A 17,432-nucleotide genomic window follows, 5' to 3' on the forward strand; every position below is an offset into this window, starting at 1 on the left:
TCGCTCCTCGCAATGACGGGCTTTCGCTTATTTCTTCACCAGCGGGCAGCGCGACTGGTCGAGCGGCTGGAAGGCGTCGTTACCCGGCACCGTCGCCAGCAGCTTGTAGTCGTCCCAGCGGCCCTTGGATTCCGACGGCTTCTTGACCTCGAAGAGGTATATGTCGTGCACCATGCGGCCGTCCGCACGGATCTTGCCGTTCTTGGCGAAGAAGTCGTTGACGGGCGTCTCCTTCATCACCTTCATGACCGCGGCGGCGTCGGTGGTGCCGGCCGCCTTCACCGCTTTCAGGTAATGCGTAACCGAGGAGTAGACGGCGGCCTGCGCCGAGGTCGGCGGCCGCTTGACGCGCTCCATGAAGCGTTTTGAAAACGCGCGGGTCTCGTCATTCAGGTCCCAGTAGAACGCCTCGGCAAGTAGCAGGCCCTGCGCCGTTTCCAGCCCGATGCTGTCGATGTCGGTCACGAACACCAGCAGCGGCGACAGTCTCTGGCCGCCTTTGACGAGGCCGAATTCGGCGGCCTGCTTGATCGCGTTGACGGTGTCGCCGCCGGCATTGGCAAGGCCGATCACCTTGGCCTTGGAGGCCTGCGCCTGCAAAAGGAACGAGGAGAAGTCCGATGTGTTGAGCGGATGGCGCACGCCGCCCAGCACCTTGCCGCCGCTCTTCACCACCACATTAGTGGTGTCCTTTTCCAGCGCCTGCCCGAAGGCATAGTCCGCGGTCAGGAAGAACCAAGTGTCGAGCCCCTGCTTCACGGTCGCAAGCCCGGTGACGTTCGCCTGTGCGAAAGTGTCATAGGCATAATGCACGGTGTAGAGACCGCAGGCTTCGTTGGTGAGCGCAACCGTGCCGGGTCCGTTGAAGATCACGATCTTGTTGCGCGCTTTCGCGATCTCGCCCGCAGCGAGCGCGGTCGCGGACGCAGCGACGTCGTAGATCATCTCGACGCCCTGATTGTCGAGCATGTCACGGGCAATGTTGGCGGCGAGGTCCGCCTTGTTGAGATGGTCGGCGGCAATGATCTCGATCTTGCGGCCCAGCACTTCGCCGCCGAAATCTTCCGCCGCCATCTTGGCGGCGGTCTCGCTGCCGGGCCCGGTGATATCGGCATAGAGGCTGGACATGTCGAGAATGCCGCCGAGCTTCAGGGGCGGCTTGCCCTGTGCGAGCGCGGGGCTCGCGCTCGCGGCCAGAAGGGCTGCGAAAACGCCGGACAGGATGCGGTTCATCGGAAAACCTCCCTTATCGCCGCGCTTGTTCGGCGGCTTGATGTCGTTGATCGGCACAATCATGCCGCATGCGCCTGAGCGCAGCAAGGCGCGCCCCGGCGCATCTTCAAGGCGAAAACCGCCGGCGAACGACCCGTTTTCCGCAAAGCGGAATGAGGGCGCGCATCCTATGGCCGACATTGCGAGCGAAGCGAAGCAATCCAGGAATGGATCCGCGGCGGCAGACTCGATTGCTTCGTCGCTACCGCTCCTGGCGATGACGAGCCTTCTTACGCCAAGAGTCCCTTGCCCGGCACGTGGTTGATCTCGAGCCGGATGCCGTCGGGATCCTCGAACAACATCGAATAATACCCTGGCGCCCACTGATCTTCGCGCGGTGGGCGAACGATCTTCACGCCAAGCGTAAGTACGAAACGGTGCAGTTCGTCGACGTCGGCACGCTCGCGGGCACGGAAGCACAGGTGATGAAGACCGACGCGCTTCTGCTCGAAAGGCCCGCCCGCATGCTCCGCCGACGGAGCGCTGATGCCCACCGCGGTGCGGCCGCCGACGCAGTAGAAGGTCGTCTCAGTATCGATGACCGGCTTCAGCCCCAGGAACGGCAGCAGCTTGCGATAGAATTCGCGCGAGCGTTCGAAATTCGACGCGGTGAGAAAAATATGCGCGATCCCGTTAATCTCCATCGCCTGCCTCTTCGTTGTCGCTCGTGTTTCGGATAAGAATTGAGCACAGGCAACCGCGGCGGACAACGTGAACAGCAAGGTCCCCTTCTTCGTGCCTATCGTAGTATGCGTCGCACTGGTCGCGGCCATGCCGGAGCTGGCGCGCGCCGCGGGATGTGCTTTCGACATGCTGGGCGAAGGAAGGGTGGCCGAGGTCGTCGACGCGCGCAGCTTCCGTCTCGAGGACGGGCGCGAGGTTCGTCTCCTCGGGATCGAGCCGGCTTCGACTGCGAACGCCAAGCAGGCGCTTGCTGCGCTCGTCACAGGGCGCGAAGTGAGCTTGCATGGCGAGGACGATGCGCCCGACCGCTACGGCCGTCAGCGCGCCGTCGTGTTCCTGGCAGGTTCCAACACTTCAGTGCAGAGCCTGCTGTTGTCTCAGGGACAGGCGCTGGTTTCGACCGAGATTGCCGACAAGGATTGTTCCGCTACCCTGCTTTCCGCCGAGGGCGAGGCGCGGCGGGCGGGAAAAGGAACCTGGGCCGGCCCCGCCGTCATAAAAAACGCGAAAAGTCCTGACGATATTTTGTCCGGGATTGGGCGTTTTACGCTAGTCGAGGGCAAGGTACTGTCCGTCCGGCAAGCAGGGGCAACGACTTACCTGAACTTCGGACACAACTGGACACAGGACTTTGCTGTGACTATTTCAAGGCGCATGATGCCGGCGTTCGAATCCGCCGGACTTGCCCTTAAGTCGCTGGAGAAGAAGCGGATTCGGGTTCGTGGCTGGGTCGAGGGACGACCATCGCCGCGGATTGAGGTGGTCCGGGTGGGACAGATTGAGTTGCTTGGGGCAGATTTGCCGCTACACGCGAGTGACTGAAGTGGATGAGTTTGCGGGACGGCGCGACAGGGGAATGAGCCGCCGCCATTGGGTTGCGCCGGCGTTGCTTTGCCTCGGCCTTACTCTGGCTGCCTGCGGCGACATGGGCCGGTTCCAGACCGCGGCGCCGACCGTGGCCCTGCCCAGGCCAAAACCGGCAGTTGCGCAGACCCCCGCCAGTGAGCGCGAGCACGAGCGCATTCTCGCCGCGTACGGCGGCACCTATGACGATCCGAAACTGGAAGCCCTGATCGGCAAGACGGTCGACCGCCTGGTTGCGGTCTCCGATCGCCCCGATCAAGGCTACAAGGTCACGATTCTCAATTCGGGCGCGGTGAATGCGTTCGCGCTGCCCAGCGGACAACTCTACGTCACGCGCGGCCTGATCGCGCTGGCGAGCGACACCTCGGAACTGTCCTCCGTGCTCAGCCATGAGATGGCGCATGTGCTGTCGAAACATGCCGCGATCCGCGAGGACCAGGCTCGGCAGGCGGCGATCGTCACCCGCGTCGTCACCGACATGGGCAACGATCCCGAACTCACCGCGCTTGCGCTCGCCAAGACCAAGCTGACGATGGCGAGCTTCTCGCGCCACCAGGAATTCGAGGCCGACGGCATTGGCGTCGGAATTTCGGCACGCGCGCATTTCGACCCGTACGGCGCGGCGCGCTTCCTCGCCGCGATGGAGCGCAATGCCGAGCTGAAGGCCGGCAAGGCCTCGCTCAATCCGCGCGCGCAGGATTTCTTGTCCTCGCATCCGGCAACGCCGGAACGGGTGCGGAATGCGCAGTCCATTGCGCGGCAATACACTTCGCCCGAAGGAGCCGAGCGCGACCGCGAGACCTATTTGTCCGCCCTCGACAACATCGTCTACGGCGAAGACCCGAGCGAGGGTTTCGTGCGCGGGCGGCGCTTCCTGCATCCCAAGCTCGGTTTCACCTTTGCGGCGCCCGAGAACTTTACGCTCGACAACACCGCTCAGGCGGTGATCGGCGTGCGAGAAGGCGGCTCGCAGGCGATGCGTTTCGACGTGGTGCGCGTGCCGGCGGAGCAGTCCCTCGGCGAGTACCTCAATTCCGGGTGGATGGAAGGCGTCGACAAGGCCTCGACCGAAGACCTGACGATCAATGGCTTCCCGGCGGCGGCGGCGACCGCCAAGGGCGACCAGTGGCAGTTCAAGGTCTACGCGCTGCGGTTCGGGAGCGACGTATACCGCTTCATTTTTGCCAGCCGGCAGAAAACCACTGAGAGCGAGCGCAACGCGCGGGAGACCGTCAACTCGTTCCGGCGCCTGACGCTGGAGGAGATCCAGGCCGCGCGTCCCCTGCGCATCAAGGTGATAACGGTGCAGCCGGGCGACACGGTGGAATCGCTGTCTCACCGCATGACAGGCGTTGATCGTCCGGTCGAGCGCTTCCGCGTGCTCAACGGTCTCGACAAACACGCCCAGGTCAAAGTCCGCGACCGCGTCAAGATCGTGGTGGATTGACGCGCCGCTCAGTTACCTCACCCCGCGCTTGCGGGGAGAGGTCGAAATCTTGAATTTCGGGTGAGGGGGACTCTCCACGAACGCCCCTGTGGAGACTCCCCTCACCCCGCAAGGGGGCGAGGGAGCAGGATGGCCGCTCCGATTTCCCACTTCACGCCGAACGCAATTCCCGGTCATGCCGCGTCATCCCTTCCCGGCATTTCGGACACAGCGCGACGAGTGCGGGTAAGTCGGTGATGCGAATGATCGGGCTCTTGCGCGTCGTCATGGTGATCATGCCGCGGCGCTGAAGTTCACCCAGCATTCGCGACATGGTCTCGCTCGTCATCGCCAGATGGTTGGCGATGTCCCTGCGCTGGAGCGGTATATGCAGGTCCAGCGGACCAGAATCCGCTGATATCGCAAGCTTTGGCGCATGCCGTCTTGCCCACCAAAGCAGAAAATCCGCCAATCGCTCGAGCACCGAGAGATGGGCGAGCGAGACGTGATGCCAGAGCGCGGCATTGATCTGGGACTGAAGCCGCCGATTGATGCTTATCAGGTCCGTTCTGGTCGCATTGTCGCTCGAACAGGCAACCTTGCGGGCCGTTACGGGCGTCAGTGTTCGCGCCTTGCAGAGATGATGGCCGTCGGCGGAGAAGCCGAAATAGTCGCCCTTGCCAAGGATGGCGACGATCTGGTTGGCGCTGCCCAGGGTTGGAATGGAAAGCTGCACGTAACCATTGACGATCTGGAATACGGAATCCGCGTCCCCGCCGGATTCATGGATGGTATGTCTGGCGGGAAAATCCACGGACGCGTTGGGCCGGGAGGAGGTCTGTTCTTGCGGGTCGAGCCCGCCATCCGGCGAAATGGCGTGACCACGCACTTTGTCCGGAGCCTTGAAGCCGATGAGGCGGGAGCCTTTCGAGCGGCTGAGGGTCGTATGCATGAAGTCTTTCCTGCGATCGACGGCGGCTTGAAGGAACGAAGCGCCCGTCACTGAAGATGTCTGTTGCCGAGGCTGACGGCCCGAATGGCGGATTGCGGGGCTTCAGCCGCGTTACGAAAGGGTGGGCCATGCGGGCCGCGATGCGTCGGCAGATCGGCGCGTGCCGAGGCACGGTTCCGAGGCGTTCGTCAGTCTGCCGTGCGATCGGAGGCTGCGAGGCGCCGTTGCCATCGCGCCGCTGTCGGCGGCACGAAGCAGCTACCCGACCAACAGGTGCGGAGGTGCGCGGGGCCAGGCCTGCGAGGAGTATGAGCGCGCCGCCGCCGGGAGGGCGGATGGCGGCAGCTGGCGCAGCTCAAGCCGTTGCGCAGGCGCGGAGACGTTGATGCCGCCCGCAAGCGCGACATCGCCATGCATCAGCGGCAGGCAGAAGACGCAGGTGGGCGCGAGCGCGGCAGCAGGATCGTCGGCCGGAGCGCGGGTTGCGGAACTGCCGTCCGCGGGGACGGCGAGCGGCCCGGCAGCCGTACAAACGATGGTCCAGCCGCTACCGCGCGTTTCCGCTGCGACGGTTGCGCGGGCGGTTCCGAGCGAAAGCACAACACCGCACAGGACATTGAACAGGAGAGCGATCGAGCAGAACGAAACCGCCAGCATCCGGCGAAGCTCGCCGTGCCTCGTTTCGATCGACGCGTCGTATCGCTGTCTCACCTGCGCTCGCTAAGCAATAGGATCATCGAGTCCAACCTAGACGGGGCTGGGCCGAATCTCTTTTGATCCATATCAACTTGCCCCTGCGACATAGGGGCGAGGCATTACCCAAAAGGCTGATGCCGAGGTAAATCAGCGAGGCGGAAGGCGGAGGCTGCCAGGTTCCCTTGAAGCGGGGCGGCAGCCTTGATGGTCACGCGGCTCGCCGCTGAGGCGCCTGATATTTGCGCCCGGGCCGGGCCTGCGGCACCGAGGCCGCCGGTCGCTCTTTGGCGAAGGCGTCGGAACCCGTCAGGATCACCAGGCCGACGAGTCCGCAGGCCGTCCCAAACAGCGCGAACGTGATCACGAAGGGATAGCCGAAGGCGTAGACCAGCACGCCGAACAGGACCGCGATGTTGAAGATGAAGAAATACTTGGCTTCCTCGGAGCCGTGGACGGCATCCTTGGCCATCCAGCCGATTACCGGGACATTGTAGAAAGACAGGCTCGATACTTTCAAAAGTTGGCTCCTTGCATAGGTCATTCGGACGGTCGCATCGCCTGAATTGGCGAGATCGATCATCGCTGGTGGTCTGATAAGGCAGCCGAACTATTTTGCAACTAACAATCATTCCGCATATTGCCGGTCTTGTGGGCAGGGGCGAACGCCGGCACCTCAAGCGCAGCGCGCGAAGTCATGCGCCGGGAACAGGCGGGCGGCCCAGCAAAAAAGCCCGGTCGCAGGGACCGGGCTCTTGAATGGCTGGAGCTGATCGAGGCCGCTTACGCCGCTTCGTCCGCAACGCTGGTATCGTCGCCTTCGGCGTCGTCGACGTCGCCCTCCGCGTCGGCATCGCCCTCCGACTCGGACTCCGCCTTGGCGGCCCCGCGGCGCGGGCTCTTGGCGAGCTGGGCTTCGATCTCCTTGATCGCCTCGGTCTCGGTCGAGTGCTGCACGACGGCGATCTCGCGCGACAGGCGGTCGAGCGCCGCTTCATAGAGCTGGCGTTCGCTGTAGGACTGCTCGGGCTGCGACTCGGAACGGTAGAGATCGCGCACGACCTCGGCGATCGCGACGATGTCGCCCGAATTGATCTTGGCTTCGTATTCCTGGGCGCGGCGCGACCACATCGTGCGCTTGACGCGGGCGCGGCCCTTCAGCGTCTCCAGCGCCTTCTTGACCAGAACCGGTTCGGAAAGCTTGCGCATGCCGACATTGGCGACCTTGGCGGTCGGAACGCGGAGCGTCATCTTGTCCTTGATGAAGTTGATGACGAAGAGTTCCAGCCTGGCGCCGGCGATCTCCTGCTCCTCGATGGCCAGGATCTGGCCGACACCGTGGGCGGGATAGACGACGAATTCGTTGGTCTTGAACCCCTGGCGCTGGGTCAGAACCTTCTTCTCCTCGACCTTGGGCGCAGCAGCGGCCGGCTTGACCGGAGCCTTGGCGACGGGCTTGGGAGCGGGGGCGGCAGCGGGAGCCTTCGCAGCAGGCTTAAGGACAGGCTTGGGGGCAGGCTTGGCAGCGGCTTTCGGAGCAGTCTTCGAAACCGTCGCCTTCGCGGCAGTCTTGGCAGTCTTGCTGGGCATTGCGCTTCTTTTGTTCTTGGAGGACTTTGCAGCCGCTGCCTTGCTGGCGGCTCGGGTATCCTTTACAGGCGCCCGGGCACGGCTCTTGGATGCGCTACGGCTGGCCGCGGCGACTTTCTTGGAATCCTTAGCTGAAGTACTCTTTTTACGCGTTTTATGTGACACAGCCTGCGCGCGGAATCTGCCACGCCCCTGTTTTTCAACGGTTTTCACTGGAACCCAGAGGGGCCAAGCGGGCTGACGGGGTTCGGCTTGAATGTGTTATATATAACACATTCTCCGCGAAAATCAATGATTTACAGGCTTTCAGGCCCGGGTTTTCGGTATTCAGACGCCGTTAGGGTTAAGCCGGCGGAAGTGATCAGTCGCCGTTGCCCGGCTTGGCAGAAAAGTACTTCTCGAACTTGCCATCCATCCCCTCGAATTCCTTGGCGTCGACGGGGGCCTCTTTCTTCTGGGTGATGTTCGGCCAGGTCTTGGCGTAGTCAGCGTTCACGGAGAGCCACTTCTCCAGCCCCGGCTCGGTATCCGGCTTGATGGCGTCGGCCGGGCACTCAGGCTCGCACACACCGCAATCGATGCATTCATCCGGGTGGATGACCAGCATGTTCTCGCCCTCGTAGAAGCAGTCTACCGGGCAGACCTCGACGCAATCGGTGTACTTGCACTTGATGCAGGCTTCAGTGACGACGTAAGTCATCCAGGGCGGCTCCGAAACGGATCGATTTTAGCGGCCTTGCACTAGCGCAGTCGGTGCACCGTCGCAAGTGAACTCGGCTCAAGAATTGAACCGGCGTTGATCTTCGGTCGTGCCGCTCCGTAATTCTTCGTACAGCACGCGCGCCGAATCGGCATCGCCGCGCCGCTCGGCGAAGGCGACGATCCTGAGCACCCGCACGCCGCGGTCGAGGCCGATGGTCAGCACGTCGCCGATCTTCACGAAATGGCCGGGCGCGGTCTCGCGCGCGCCGTTGATGCGGACACGGCCCGCCTCGACCAGAGCGGCGGCCGAGCTGCGGGCCTTCACCACCCGCGCATGCCACAGCCATTTATCGAGACGCTGGCGCTCCAATCAGGTTCCTCGCACGAGCAAGCCGCCTTTGCCGGCGCGATCCTTCCGACACCTCTCCCTGCTTGTGGGGAGAGCTCGGATCGCGTCGTCAGATGCGATCCGGGTGAGGGGGACTCTCCACAGGGGCAGTCGTGGAGACTCCCCCTCACCCCAACCCTCTGCCCGCAAGCGGGGAGAGGGGGAGAATAGCGCGCTCCACGCGGCTTGAAGCAACTAGTCCTTGCGGTTGCCGGCGAGCTGTTCCTTCAGCGCGGCCAGCTTGGCAAACGGCGAATTCGGATCGATCGGGCGCTCGCGCTCGCGCGGGGATGCGCTCGACGCATAGGGACGAAGCGACGGCCCGGACTCGCGGCGGTCACGCCCCTTGTCGCGCCCGCGATGCTCGCGCGGACCGCTGTCGCGGTCACGCTCGCCGAACTTGCCCTTCTTGTCGCGTTCCTTGCCTTCGAAGCGCGGACGCTGCTCGCCCCCTTCGCGGGCGGGCGCGCCATCGGTGCCCTCGCGACCCTTGCGGAAATCCTTCTTGTCGCGACGGCCGTGGCCGTGGCGATGACGCTGCTCGCGCGGCTCGCCTTCGGTCGCGGCGGCGGCTTCGCCCTGGGCCGCGGCGGGCGCGGCGGGCGCGGCTTCGCCGGCGCGCGGATGGTGGTGATGACGGTGGCGATGGCGCTCGTGACGTGGCTTGCGATCCTCGTGGCGACCGCCGGGCCGCCAGACCTCGATCAGCTCGGGTTCGGCCGGGGTCACCGGGGCAGCAGTGGCCTCGCCGGCTTCCACGGCAGCCGGCACTTCGCCTGGCGCGACCGGCGCAACGCCCGCCGCGGCAAGGGTCGGCTCTTCCGTGGCGGCTTCCGTCACCGCTTCAGGCGCCGCCGTGTCATGCGATGGCGATGCCGGTGCGGCCACCGCCTCCGCCGACATTTCCGGCATCGACGGCTGCTCGGGCATATCAGGCATTTCGGGCGTCGCGGCCGAGGCATCGATCGCCGGCTGCGGCTCCAGCGCGTCATGCGCCTCGACGAGGCCGGGCGCATCTTCCGGCGTCACGGGCGCGGGCGCCGCCTCGAGCGCAGCTTCGCTCGGCTCGAGCTGATCGGACGCCGGCAGACCGGCGACGCTCGCAGCAGTGGTTTCGCTCGAGGTTTCCGCGGTGCCTTCCACCGGCGGCGTCTCGGGCGTCACCGTCTCGGCGACCGGCTTGGGCGGCGGGGGCGGACGCTTCTCCATGCGATAGCCGAGCGCGCGCAGGACGGAGGCGAAATCCTCGCCCGCCGATCCCGTGAGCGAGGTCATGGCCTGCGTCACGACAAAACCGCGGCCGTCGAAGGCCCCTTGCGGCTTGTCGCCGGGAGCGCCGTCGCGCCAGGCCAGCGCGGGGCGGATCAGGTCGGCGAGCCGCTCCAGGATGTCGACGCGCACCGCGCGCTCGCCGCACTGCTTGTAGCCGAGCACGCGATAGGCATCGCGCGGCAGGCTCTGATCAACCGGGAACGAGGTGCGGCCCGATCCTGCCATCTGCTGCGCGCCGGCCAGCGCCGACAGATCGACATTGTCCTGCTTGTGCGCCCACAGCAGCGCGGCGATGGCGCGCGCGGCGGGCTTCAGGAGCGAGGGGAAATAGATGTGGTAGGCGCCGAAGCGGACGCCGTATTTGCGCAAGGTTGCGCGCGAGGGCTGGTCGAGATCCTTCATCTCGGCGGCGATCTTCGGACGTTCCAGGACGCCGAGCGCCTCGACGAGCTGGAAGGCGATGCCGCGCGCGATGCCGGAGACGTCCTCGGCCTTGGCGAGCTCGAACAGCGGCCCGAGCAGCTTCTCGATATGGGTCTTCAGCCACAGCTCGAGCCGGGCCTGCACCTTCTCGCGCGGGGCGCCGGTGAGGCGTTCGTCCGAAATGATACGCAATCGCGGATGCAGCGCGTCCTCGGTGGCGATCACCTTCGCTACCGCATCCCCGGTCCAGCGCACGGTGCCGTCGGAGGTGAGTACGAAATGCTCGTCGGGCGCAGCGGACAGCTTCTCGGCGCGCGCGGTGATCTCGCCGGCGAGCACTTGCTGGGCCGCCGCCTGCAGGGCCTTGGCCTCGGAACCTGCTTCGGCCGCCTCTGGTGCGAAGGTGAATCCATCAAGACGGCCGATGGTGTGGCCTTCGACGATGACTTCGCCGGTCTTGCCGATTTCCGTATTCAAGCTCGTGTTCTCCCGCAGGCGCCGCATCAATACACTGGTACGGCGATCAACGAAACGCTCCGTGAGCCGTTCATGCAGCGCATCGGATAATTTATTTTCGACCTCGCGGGTAATTTCCTGCCAGTGCTCGGGGGTCGCCAGCCAGTCGGGCCGATTGGCGATGAAGGTCCAGGTTCGGATTTGCGCTATCCGCCCCGACAGCGTGTCGATGTCGCCGTCGGTGCGATCGGCCTGGTCGACCTGGGCGGCAAACCAGCCGTCGGGAATGCGGCCCCGCTCCATCAGGAAGCCGTACAGGGTGGTGACCAGCTCGGCATGCGCCGCGGGCGACAATTTGCGGTAGTCCGGAATCTGGCACGCATCCCACAGCCGCTCCACCGCGGCCTTGCCATGCGCCTTCTCACGCACCTCGCCATCGCGCGCGGCGTGATCGAGCACGCGGAGGTCCTCGGCGATCGGGGCGCGGGTCAGCGCCTCATGGCTAGGGGCCAGGGCGAGGGAGACCTGCAAGCTGCCGAGCGAGGAGAAATCGAGTTTCGAATTGCGCCATTGCAGCACCTTGACGCTATCGAAGGTGTGGTTCTGCAGCGCGTTGACGAGCTCGGGCTCGAACGGCGGGCAGCGGCCCGTGGTGCCGAAGGTGCCGTTGCGGGTGGCCCTGCCGGCGCGGCCGGCGATCTGGGCGAACTCGGCCGGGGTGAGCCGGCGGAACTGATAACCGTCGTACTTGCGGTCGGAGGCAAAGGCGACGTGGTCGACGTCGAGGTTGAGGCCCATGCCGATGGCGTCGGTCGCGACGAGATAATCGACCTCGCCGTTCTGGAACATCGCCACTTGTGCGTTGCGGGTGCGAGGACTGAGCGAGCCGAGCACCACCGCGGCGCCGCCGTGCTGGCGCCTAATCAGTTCGGCGATGGCGTAGACCTCGTCCGCCGAGAAGGCGACGATGGCGGTGCGGCGCGGCTGGCGCGTGATCTTGCGATCGCCGGCATATTCGAGCGTCGACAGGCGCGGCCGCGTGATCATGGAAACGCCCGGCAACAGGCGCTCGATGATCGGGCGCATGGTGGCGGCGCCCAGCAGCAGCGTCTCGTCGCGGCCTCTCCGGTTGAGGATGCGGTCGGTGAAGACGTGGCCGCGCTCGAGATCGGCGGCGATCTGGATCTCGTCGACGGCGAGGAACGACACGTCGATGTCGCGCGGCATCGCTTCCATGGTCGACACCCAGTAGCGCGGCGACTTCGGCTTGATCTTCTCCTCGCCGGTGATCAGCGCGACGGAAGCCTCCCCGGCGCGAGCGGCGATCTTGTTGTAGACCTCGCGCGCCAAAAGGCGCAGCGGCAGGCCGATCATGCCGGACGAATGCGCCAGCATGCGCTCGATGGCGAGATGCGTCTTGCCGGTGTTGGTCGGTCCCAGCACCGCCGTGACGCCCGCGCCCGGGGCGCGTTCGGTGGCAAGGGAGGAAGGAGAAAAGGCCATATGGTGAAGTAGTGCTCGCTGTGCAGTTTGTCAGTGGCGGATCGGGTCGCGTGAGCGGAGCACGCCGCGAGTAAGGCTCTCGCCCGTCATCCTGATGAGGAGCTTGCGAAGCAGGCGTCTCGAAGGATGAACGGCCCGGCTGCACCCACGCATTCGTCTTGTGTCGGCAGCCGGGCCCGTCGCCCTTCGAGACGGCCGCTGCGCGGCCTCCTCAGGATGACGGGATGAAGAGAGTACATGCTGGCCTTCATGCGCCCCGTCTTTCGCCTGCAACTGTCTCATAATGCGACGCTTTTTTTGCGGCGCTTAAGCTTTGGAACGAGTCCAGAACGAATCGCGGCCGAATCGCTGACTCCGGTATTCTTCCGCATTCGTTCGCTCAACATGTGGCGCGCAGACCGCTTGCGCAGCACTAGATGGGGTTTGGAACCGGCCATGGCGACCTCGCTCGGCATGCCGGACCTTAAGGTTTTTGCCCCGCCGGAGTCGAATCAGAATCGAGCGAGAGTCAACGGGATTCGCGGTGGCGCGCCGTCATCCTGGAGGCGCTCGCGAAGCGAGCCTCGAAGGATGCACGGCCCCCGCGGGATCAGCATGTTTCCCTGCCGCAGCAGCCGGGCCGTAGCCCTTCGAGACGGCCGCTTCGCGGCCCCTAAGAGGGTGTGAATCTTTTGAGGTTGCGACGTTCCAACCCTCATGGTGAGGAGCGTCGAAGGCGCGTCTCGAACCATGAGGCCCGGACCCGGGCCTTCATCCTTCGAGACGCTTGCTTCGCAAGCTCCTCAGGATGAGGAGATACGGCTCGCCCCTCAGGGGTTGACGGTCAAACAGCGTCGCCGCGCCTGTTACTGCGTCTTGGCGACGCGCGGCGGGGTGGCGGTGGTGACGAAGGTGGTGGCTTCCAGCATCGCGGGCCCGAGCGGGGTCGGCACCTTCATCCAGAACGGCACCAGGATGCGCGTCCCGGCGATCGGCGCGAACGCGATCTCGATGTTGCGCTGGGCGGTGAGATACTTGATCACCGGGCGATCGGGGATGTAGCCCGCGATCGGCACGAAATAGATGGCGCAGACCACGACCGGGCCGTGATAGCCCCGCTCCGCCTTCACCGTCTCCATGCGCTTGAAATCGAGCTTGAGGTCATAGCGCATGCGGCCGTCGAACACAGGCGCTCCGGTGCGGCAGGCCTCGGGCGTGAGCACTTCGCCGCTGCCCGGCACGCGCAGCAGCGAAGCCGTCATCGGATCGTAGACTCCCTTGCGGTGCGCGTCCGTCACCGGGATGCGGTCGGGATCGACCGGCGGCTCGGGCGAAATGCCGAACTCCTTCACATTGCCGTTCGCAAGGATGATGCGGATGTCCTCGGTCTTTTTCCCGGCGGTGGTGGAGGCGGTGTAGTTGGTCGCGACCGGCGTGCCGTTCACGACGCGGCCCTGCGACGCGCCGCTGCCGGAACCGCCGGTGAAGCTCTTGAGCAGCCCCGACGTGCCGCCGGCCGCCGCGGCCGAAAACTGATCGTCCTGGATGTCGATGTTCCAGGAGCCCTTGCCGACCGGGATGCCGGTCAGCGTCGCCTCGTACTGCGCCTCGAGCTTGCCCTGGGCCGCGGCCGGCTGAAGCTGAAGCAGCAAGGCCCCGGCAAAAAGGCCAGCCCACGCCCAGGGGCCGGCAACCGGCCGGGGCGGAATGGTGGGGAACTTGCTCACTTCTGATCCAATCGAGGCGCTTGAAGGCTTGTTACTTACGTTAAAATCCGCGGCAAGCAATCGGCCGGCGCCGAGCCGCCAAAACTGGCGATATGGCTAACATCGCGGCCGCCGGGAACTGCCCGTCCTCATGGCTTCCGAATGCGCCCTTTATGTGATGGTAACATCTTCGGAAACTTGCAATTTTAAGGAGTGGGCAGGCTTTTCGGATGAAGGCCGCCGCCGCACGGGCGGCCCGCTCCCTCGCCCCGTTTGCGGGCCCGGTTCACCTCTCCCGCTTGCGGGGCCACTCGGGGGAGAACTCGCGCAACGCGGGCGGTGCGCCCCCTCTCCCGCTTGCGGGGGAGGGCTGGGGGTGGGGGTGCCGCCACAGGCACAGCTCCCGGGTGGAGCCCCCCCGCCGCGCTTGCGCGCGACGACCTCCCCGCACGCGGGAGAGGCGAACCGAGCCTGCGGCGGCGAGCTCCCTGCCCGCAAGCGGGAGAGGCGATCGGAAGCCTGCGACCGCCCCCTAAAACCTTGACGGAAAGCGCCTTCCCCCCTATACGTCCGGCCGCTCCAACCCATGGACAACAGATTTTCGACCCCCGCGGCGCCCCCAGGATGGCGGCCGCAAGGTAGGCGGGGATGGAAAGGATTTTTGAAGATGTCACGCCGCTGCGAACTGACGGCCAAGGGCCCCCAGACCGGCCACAAGGTCAGCCACTCCAACATCAAGACCAAGCGGCGCTTCCTGCCGAACCTGTGCAACGTGACCTTTATTTCCGATGCACTCGGCCGCAACGTGCGCCTGCGCGTCTCGACCAACGCGATCAAGAGCGTCGACCACAACGGCGGCCTCGACGCCTTCCTGCTCAAGGCCAAGGCGGACGCCCTCTCCCCGCGCGCGCTCGACCTGAAGCGCCAGATCCAGAAGAAGGTCGGCACCGCGCAGCCGGAGCAGAAGGCGAGCTAAGGGTTTTACGGACTGGGCTGGGGGCAGTACCAGTCGCGTAAGATTATGAGTTGAGTTTGTGGCGGCCGGGTCGAAAGACCCGGCCGTTTTTGTTGGGGTCGCGCAAATGAAAGTTGTATGAACTCTTGTCCTCTTGCTGAGGATGAATTACCCGTTATGATCGTGAATCGGGGCCTCAACTAGGGGGAAGAGTTGGCCGTCAATGTCAGCCAACTGCGGGCACTCGCGGGTCAACGTGATCGATATCAGACTCAGCTGAAACGCCTCAAAGCGGGGGGCAAGCAGACGTCGTGTATCGAAGCGGCAGTTTCTAGCGCATGTAACACGCTGAATAGCGGTACAACATCTTTCGTCATCTACGGAGAACCGCAAAGCGGCAAGACGGAGATGATGATTTGCCTTACCGCTAAGCTTCTCGATGATGGGCATCGAGTCGTCATCCATCTACTAAACGATAGCGTCCAACTGCTTCAGCAGAACCTAGATCGCTTTCAGAGATCGAAGCTTTCGCCCGCAGCCCGCAACTTCTCCGACGTGATTGACCCCGAATACTCCCTCTCCACGGGATACCACGTCATTTTTTGCAAGAAGAACGCGAGCGACCTGACCAAACTGAATCAAAAGCTGGAGAAAATCCACGACAAAGTCATCATCGATGATGAAGCTGATTTTGCGACACCAAACGCTCTTATTAACAAAGGTGACGTGACCCGCATAAACGCGCTCATAAAGAAGCTGATCGGCCACGATGGAATCTACATCGGCGTTACGGCGACACCAGCCCGTCTGGATCTTAATAATACTTTCGATAACGACAACGAAAAATGGGTCAATTTCCCGCCGCATGAGGCCTACACAGGCCAGGACGTCTTTTTTCCTTTAGATACAGAGGCGCCATTCTCGCTGCACACCTTGCCTGATACCGACGATAGCCCGAAGTATCTACGCGAAGCGATTTTCCGATTCCTCGTGCGGGTGGCGGCCCTCAACCTTGCAAACGGCACTGACGAGAATTTCTCGATGCTTATCCACACAAGTGGAAAAAAGCTCGATCACAGGTCGGATAAGAAGCCAATTGATGATGTGATGAACGCGCTAGCTGACGTTCATTCCAAGAAATTCGAATCGTATACACACGAGCTAGATAAGATTGCTGCCAAGCTGTATGGCGTTGAACAAGCAAGCGGCATCCTGGCCTACATAGTGAGGAATTGTGACCAGACCACAACGATCATAATGAACAGCGAACGAGATAAGAACGTTGACTTCAAGTCAGCGACATCTCCGGCCGCCATGTTCACGTTCATCATAGGCGGCAATATCGTCTCACGCGGCGTCACATTCGACAATCTGTTGTCGATGTTTTTCACCCGCGATTCAAAACACAAGATTCAGCAGGATACATACATTCAAAGAGCTCGGATGTTCGGATCGAGGAAGAAGCACCTTGCTCACTTTGAACTCACTATCCCGGAGCAATTGTATCTCGATTGGCATCGCTGCTTCGTCTTTCACAAGTTAGCGCTCGAGGCGATCAAGACCAAGAAAGGGTCGCCGGTGTGGCTAGCAGACCAACGCATAGCAGCTGTAGCATCGAGCGGCATCGATAAAGCAAACGTGCTGCTTGATAAGGGCGAAATGTCCTTTCCGATTTTTGATTATTCGCCCGAGCTTGAGCGCATCATTCACGGTTCAAACGATCCTCTTGCCACCCTCCGGCAGCTACAAACAAAAATCGGAAGCGACGCATTGCCTGACTACTTGATCAGGTATGTGCAGCGAGTCCTTCCCAATGGGCCCGGTTCGATTGCGCTTCATCCTTCAAGCACGATAGAACGCATGAAGGATGCAGATAGGGAACAGATCGAACGTACCAAAGGCCTGTTTGGTCAGGCCAAACGCGACTTTCCTGATGCCACTCATCACTTCAAGATCTTCTACAATGCACAGAACAAGGCGAGATTGATCTATCGGTTCAACGGCAACATCAGTTTCTTGAAGAATGTAAAAAATGCTGGATGACTACGAATTCTATCAAGGCGTTGTACTGCGACAACTCGCAGTGGGTAACGAGTACTCCGTTTCAATGTCCTTCCGTCCATTCGTCCGTGAGGGGCGCATCAATGCGTTCGTGGTGAACGGGCGTGTGGGCGTTTACATAAAGCACTCATCTAAGAGGATGTCGCCTTGGCGCTTCACCTTCACGATAGAGCAGGCAGCAGACCTTCTGGACCTTGAGCACAAATTTCCGGATGCATTCGTTGTTTTCGTTTGCGGGACAGATGGCCTCGTAACACTGTCGTTTGCGGACCTGCACGACATAGTCAGCTTTCAGGAGAGCGAGAACGCATGGGTAAGCATATCTAGACCACCGCGCACACAGTATGAGCTTGCTGGAAATCGCGGGGAGTTAAAAAACAAGGTCACTCGCGGCATAGGTCCGATTCCCGAAACTCTCAAAGTGCGCGTGCGAGAGCGATATGCCGCAGGTTAGCGGCGAACGATCGCGTAGTTAGTCGACTGCATTGCTTCCCTTCATTCCGCCT

The 17,432-nt window shown here is 63.1% G+C and carries 15 protein-coding genes; 5 read left to right on the top strand and 10 right to left on the bottom strand.

All coding sequences use genetic code 11. From position 1 onward, the window contains the following. Positions 1-27: 27 nt before the first annotated feature. Both HY852_RS04595 and HY852_RS04600 read right to left on the bottom strand, forming a co-directional pair. Positions 28-1,233, bottom strand: coding sequence for an ABC transporter substrate-binding protein (locus tag HY852_RS04595; RefSeq protein WP_291602998.1), 1,206 nt, complete (start codon positions 1,231-1,233; stop codon positions 28-30). 269 nt (positions 1,234-1,502) lie between these two features. Beyond that, positions 1,503-1,916, bottom strand: a complete 414-nt coding sequence (locus HY852_RS04600; protein ID WP_291602971.1) for a VOC family protein — start codon at positions 1,914-1,916, stop codon at positions 1,503-1,505. Positions 1,917-2,043: 127 nt separating this feature from the next. On the opposite strand from HY852_RS04600, the gene HY852_RS04605 reads away from it, so the two are divergent. After that, positions 2,044-2,778, top strand: a complete 735-nt coding sequence (locus tag HY852_RS04605; protein WP_291602999.1) for a thermonuclease family protein — start codon at positions 2,044-2,046, stop codon at positions 2,776-2,778. 103 nt (positions 2,779-2,881) lie between these two features. Then, a complete protein-coding gene (locus HY852_RS04610; RefSeq protein WP_291603000.1) occupies positions 2,882-4,267 on the top strand; it encodes a M48 family metalloprotease in 1,386 nt (461 codons plus the stop codon). Positions 4,268-4,418: 151 nt separating this feature from the next. Here the strand turns inward: HY852_RS04610 and HY852_RS04615 are convergent, their stop codons facing one another. The 8 genes from HY852_RS04615 to HY852_RS04650 form a co-directional block, all read right to left on the bottom strand. Beyond that, positions 4,419-5,198 (bottom strand): Crp/Fnr family transcriptional regulator, encoded by a 780-nt coding sequence (locus HY852_RS04615; protein WP_291602972.1) that lies wholly within the window; start codon positions 5,196-5,198, stop codon positions 4,419-4,421. A 258-nt stretch (positions 5,199-5,456) separates the two neighbouring features. Further along, positions 5,457-5,909: a DUF2946 family protein gene (locus HY852_RS04620; RefSeq protein WP_291602973.1), complete on the bottom strand. Its 453-nt coding sequence runs from the start codon at positions 5,907-5,909 to the stop codon at positions 5,457-5,459. A gap of 193 nt (positions 5,910-6,102) precedes the next feature. Continuing rightward, positions 6,103-6,411, bottom strand: a complete 309-nt coding sequence (locus HY852_RS04625; protein WP_291602974.1) for a hypothetical protein — start codon at positions 6,409-6,411, stop codon at positions 6,103-6,105. A gap of 263 nt (positions 6,412-6,674) precedes the next feature. Further along, a complete protein-coding gene (locus HY852_RS04630) occupies positions 6,675-7,694 on the bottom strand; it encodes a CarD family transcriptional regulator (RefSeq protein ID WP_291602975.1) in 1,020 nt (339 codons plus the stop codon). A gap of 148 nt (positions 7,695-7,842) precedes the next feature. Then, on the bottom strand, positions 7,843-8,181 hold the full coding sequence (gene fdxA / locus HY852_RS04635) for a ferredoxin FdxA (RefSeq protein WP_291602976.1): 339 nt from the start codon (positions 8,179-8,181) through the stop codon (positions 7,843-7,845). 78 nt (positions 8,182-8,259) lie between these two features. After that, complete coding sequence (locus tag HY852_RS04640; RefSeq protein WP_291602977.1) at positions 8,260-8,553, bottom strand: RNA-binding S4 domain-containing protein; 294 nt, start codon at positions 8,551-8,553, stop codon at positions 8,260-8,262. Positions 8,554-8,766: 213 nt separating this feature from the next. Further along, the gene (locus HY852_RS04645; protein WP_291602978.1) at positions 8,767-12,225 is read right to left on the bottom strand and encodes a helicase-related protein; all 3,459 of its coding nucleotides are present in this window, start codon (positions 12,223-12,225) and stop codon (positions 8,767-8,769) included. 845 nt (positions 12,226-13,070) lie between these two features. Next, the gene (locus HY852_RS04650; RefSeq protein WP_291603001.1) at positions 13,071-13,856 is read right to left on the bottom strand and encodes a DUF3108 domain-containing protein; all 786 of its coding nucleotides are present in this window, start codon (positions 13,854-13,856) and stop codon (positions 13,071-13,073) included. A 721-nt stretch (positions 13,857-14,577) separates the two neighbouring features. Here HY852_RS04650 and rpmB point away from each other — a divergent pair. The 3 genes from rpmB (at position 14,578) to HY852_RS04665 (ending at position 17,380) form a co-directional block, all read left to right on the top strand. Then, positions 14,578-14,886, top strand: coding sequence for a 50S ribosomal protein L28 (rpmB, locus tag HY852_RS04655; RefSeq protein WP_291602979.1), 309 nt, complete (start codon positions 14,578-14,580; stop codon positions 14,884-14,886). Between the two features lie 192 nt (positions 14,887-15,078). Further along, positions 15,079-16,908, top strand: coding sequence for a Z1 domain-containing protein (locus HY852_RS04660; RefSeq protein WP_291602980.1), 1,830 nt, complete (start codon positions 15,079-15,081; stop codon positions 16,906-16,908). After that, positions 16,898-17,380, top strand: coding sequence for a hypothetical protein (locus tag HY852_RS04665; RefSeq protein WP_291602981.1), 483 nt, complete (start codon positions 16,898-16,900; stop codon positions 17,378-17,380). The genes HY852_RS04660 and HY852_RS04665 overlap by 11 nt, the downstream gene beginning before the upstream one ends. Positions 17,381-17,432 lie beyond the last annotated feature (52 nt).

It is taken from the genome of Bradyrhizobium sp., assembly GCF_016213215.1.
Classification (GTDB): Bacteria; Pseudomonadota; Alphaproteobacteria; order Rhizobiales; family Xanthobacteraceae; genus Bradyrhizobium.

What these genes read in the sequence shown, in the direction of transcription:
- HY852_RS04595 (WP_291602998.1), bottom strand. Translation starts at nt 1,233, where the DNA reads ATGAACCGCATCCTGTCCGGCGTTTTCGCAGCCCTTCTGGCCGCGAGC.
- HY852_RS04600 (WP_291602971.1), bottom strand. Translation starts at nt 1,916, where the DNA reads ATGGAGATTAACGGGATCGCGCATATTTTTCTCACCGCGTCGAATTTC.
- HY852_RS04605 (WP_291602999.1), top strand. Translation starts at nt 2,044, where the DNA reads ATGCCGGAGCTGGCGCGCGCCGCGGGATGTGCTTTCGACATGCTGGGC.
- HY852_RS04610 (WP_291603000.1), top strand. Translation starts at nt 2,882, where the DNA reads ATGGGCCGGTTCCAGACCGCGGCGCCGACCGTGGCCCTGCCCAGGCCA.
- HY852_RS04615 (WP_291602972.1), bottom strand. Translation starts at nt 5,198, where the DNA reads ATGCATACGACCCTCAGCCGCTCGAAAGGCTCCCGCCTCATCGGCTTC.
- fdxA (WP_291602976.1), bottom strand. Translation starts at nt 8,181, where the DNA reads ATGACTTACGTCGTCACTGAAGCCTGCATCAAGTGCAAGTACACCGAT.
- HY852_RS04645 (WP_291602978.1), bottom strand. Translation starts at nt 12,225, where the DNA reads ATGGCCTTTTCTCCTTCCTCCCTTGCCACCGAACGCGCCCCGGGCGCG.
- rpmB (WP_291602979.1), top strand. Translation starts at nt 14,578, where the DNA reads ATGTCACGCCGCTGCGAACTGACGGCCAAGGGCCCCCAGACCGGCCAC.
- HY852_RS04665 (WP_291602981.1), top strand. Translation starts at nt 16,898, where the DNA reads ATGCTGGATGACTACGAATTCTATCAAGGCGTTGTACTGCGACAACTC.